At 68.4% G+C, this 2,398-nt stretch carries 4 protein-coding genes; 3 read left to right on the forward strand and 1 reads right to left on the reverse strand.

What is annotated here, in order from left to right:
- Both AB8A24_RS43185 and AB8A24_RS43190 read left to right on the forward strand, forming a co-directional pair.
- Positions 1 to 180: transposase (locus AB8A24_RS43185; protein ID WP_369479237.1), on the forward strand; the 180-nt coding region annotated here is incomplete at its 5' end.
- 235 nt (positions 181 to 415) lie between these two features.
- Positions 416 to 751, forward strand: coding sequence for a Tn3 family transposase (locus AB8A24_RS43190; RefSeq protein ID WP_328960779.1), 336 nt, complete (start codon positions 416 to 418; stop codon positions 749 to 751).
- A 57-nt stretch (positions 752 to 808) separates the two neighbouring features.
- On the opposite strand, the gene AB8A24_RS43195 is transcribed toward AB8A24_RS43190, so the two are convergent.
- Entirely contained in the window at positions 809 to 1,234 is a 426-nt protein-coding gene (locus AB8A24_RS43195; protein WP_328960778.1) for a hypothetical protein, read from the reverse strand.
- 174 nt (positions 1,235 to 1,408) lie between these two features.
- On the opposite strand from AB8A24_RS43195, the gene AB8A24_RS43200 reads away from it, so the two are divergent.
- A partial coding sequence (locus tag AB8A24_RS43200; RefSeq protein WP_369479238.1) for an ISAs1 family transposase occupies positions 1,409 to 2,398 on the forward strand: 990 nt, incomplete at its 3' end.

The raw sequence follows: 2,398 nt of genomic DNA on the forward strand, positions 1-2,398 counted from the left end.
ATCGAGTCATCAGAACGCCTCGGACGGCGCAGGTGGGTGATCGAGCGAACCATGTCCTGGCTGACCGGCTACCGCCGGCTCAACCACCGCTACGAGCGCCACCCCCGCAACTACCTGGCATTTCTCGGACTCGCCGCCGCCCTCTGCTGCTACAAACGACTCGCCCGCCTCACCACATAGGACACGGTCTAAGGCCCTCGCCGCTGCTGAGTGCGCTGGAGCTGAAGTGCAACAACACCTCCTACCGGCCGGTGATGGACGCGATCGACCTGATCCAGCACTACCTGGATCAGCCGCTGAAGGAGGGGGCGTTCTTCGATCCGGCGGAGAGCGTGCCACTGGCGGGGGTGGTGCCCGAGCAGTGGCGGGCGGCGGTGGTGGACGACAAGTCTGCGACTACCTCGCCGACGTTGGAATGCGCCAGGAGATTCACGAGGGGCTGCAGGTGGTAGAGGACTGGAATTCTGCGAACAAGGACCTCTTCTACGGCGAGGAAGGCGACCTGGGCGGGCAGGACAAGGAATCCCAGGAGGTCAGTATGCTCGCGCTGGACCTGCTCCAGTCCGCGCTGGTGCACGTCAACACGCTGCTGATGCAGGAGTTCCTGGCTGATCCGAAGTGGGCGGGCAGGCATCACCGATGCGGACCGCCGGGCGATGGTGCCTGGCCCGCGCACCCCGCAGGGGGAGGCAACCGGAGCCCCGGCGTAGCACCAGGGCTCCGGGGCTTGGCCGCAAGCTGCGCGAGGTGATCCTGGTCTTCCTGGACGTAGCTTCTGGCAGCTCCGGGGATGTCGGGCAGGGGGTGGTCAGCGATGGAGATGTACCGCCCCCTGGCGTGAGGCGGGGCCTGTGTCGATGCCTGCGGTGTCCAGTACGGCCGTGTAGGTGCGGCGGGGTAGGTCGGCCGGGATGTGCCAGACGTCTTTGGCGCCGAGTTCCCGGGCCGCGTCGAGGTGCTCGGGGCGTGAGACCAAGGCGTCGACGGTGGCCCCGGTGTGGCGGGCGAGTTGGACGGCGATGCCGCCCACGGCACCGGCCGCGCCAGTGATCAGAACGTTGTCTCCGTCAGTGACTGCTGCCCGGCTCAGGGCCTGCAGCGTACTCACCCCGGCCAGCGGCAGTGCCGCAGCATCCTCCAGTGCAAGTGTGGTGGGTGCGGCCGCAAGCAGCCGGGTGGGCAGGGAGACCTGCTCGGCCCAGGTACCGCAGCTGGTGGCGATCTGTGCGGACATCGCTATTGCCTGGTCCCCAGGACGGTAGCGGGGGTGGTTGGAAGCGGTGACGACTCCGGCCAGATCCCAGGGTCATTGCGTGAAGGCGGTCGGTCCGGTTCGCCGGTCTCGGGTGTGACGTGACGTCATGTCCTGGCTTGGGGCGAGAAGAGCCCGGGAAGCAGAGCAGGCACGGTGCTGGTGATCATGTGGTTGTCGAGACCCATGAGAACCGAGCGAGACCGTGCCTGCCCGAATATCATCGCCCATGCCAGCCGGGCTGGGACAACTGGCCTTCCGAATGCCCGGACCACCGAGGAGGACGCCGCTGACCTGCGGCGCTTCCTGGATCTGGTGCCCGATCCTCGCGGACGGAACGGGCGACGGTATCCGGCGCACGCGCTGCTCTGTGCGGCCGCGGCGGCGGTCCTGACCGGTGCCCGCTCGCTCATTGCGATCAGTGAATGGACCACAGATGCGCCGCAGCACGTCCTGGGACTCCTCGGCTTTCCGGCCGACCCGCTCACCGGCCTGCGGACGGTGCCGCACGCCGCCACCGTCCGCCGCCTGCTCCAGCACGTCGACGGCGACGCGCTGGACACGGCCATCGGCGCATACCTGCAGGCCAGAACCCCACCACCGGCGCCACCCGCACCACCCCCGAAACGGCCGGCCCTGCGGGCCATCGCCGTCGACGGCAAGACCGTGCGAGGCTCGCGCACCCCGACCACGACCGCGATCCAACTGCTGGCCGCAATGAACCACCACGGCGTAGTCCTGGCCCAGCGGCAGATCGCCTCCAAGAGCAACGAAATACCCGCCTTCCAGCCTCTGCTGGACACGATTGATCTGGCCGGCACGGTGCTGACCGGTGACGCCCTGCACACCCAGCACGGCCACGGCGCCTACCTCATCGAGCGCGGAGCCCACTACCTGGCCATCGTCAAGAAGAACCACCCCGGCCTGTATGCGCAGGTCGGGAAGCTGCCCTGGGCCGAGATCCCGCTGGACCACCACACCCGCGAACGGGCTCACCACCGCGATGAGATCCGTCGACTCAAGGTCGCCGCGTTCCGCCACATCGACTACCCCGGCGCCCGCCAGGCGATCCAAGTCGTGCGATGGCGCCGCGACCTCGCCACCGGGAAGGGGCCGTCCGAGCGCGTCTACCTGATCACCAGCCTG

Origin of the sequence: Streptomyces sp. BF23-19 (genome assembly GCF_041106355.1) — a bacterium.
Classification (GTDB): domain Bacteria; phylum Actinomycetota; class Actinomycetes; order Streptomycetales; family Streptomycetaceae; genus Streptomyces; species Streptomyces virginiae_A.

What these genes read in the sequence shown, in the direction of transcription:
- AB8A24_RS43190 (WP_328960779.1), top strand. Translation starts at nt 416, where the DNA reads ATGCGCCAGGAGATTCACGAGGGGCTGCAGGTGGTAGAGGACTGGAAT.
- AB8A24_RS43195 (WP_328960778.1), bottom strand. Translation starts at nt 1,234, where the DNA reads ATGTCCGCACAGATCGCCACCAGCTGCGGTACCTGGGCCGAGCAGGTC.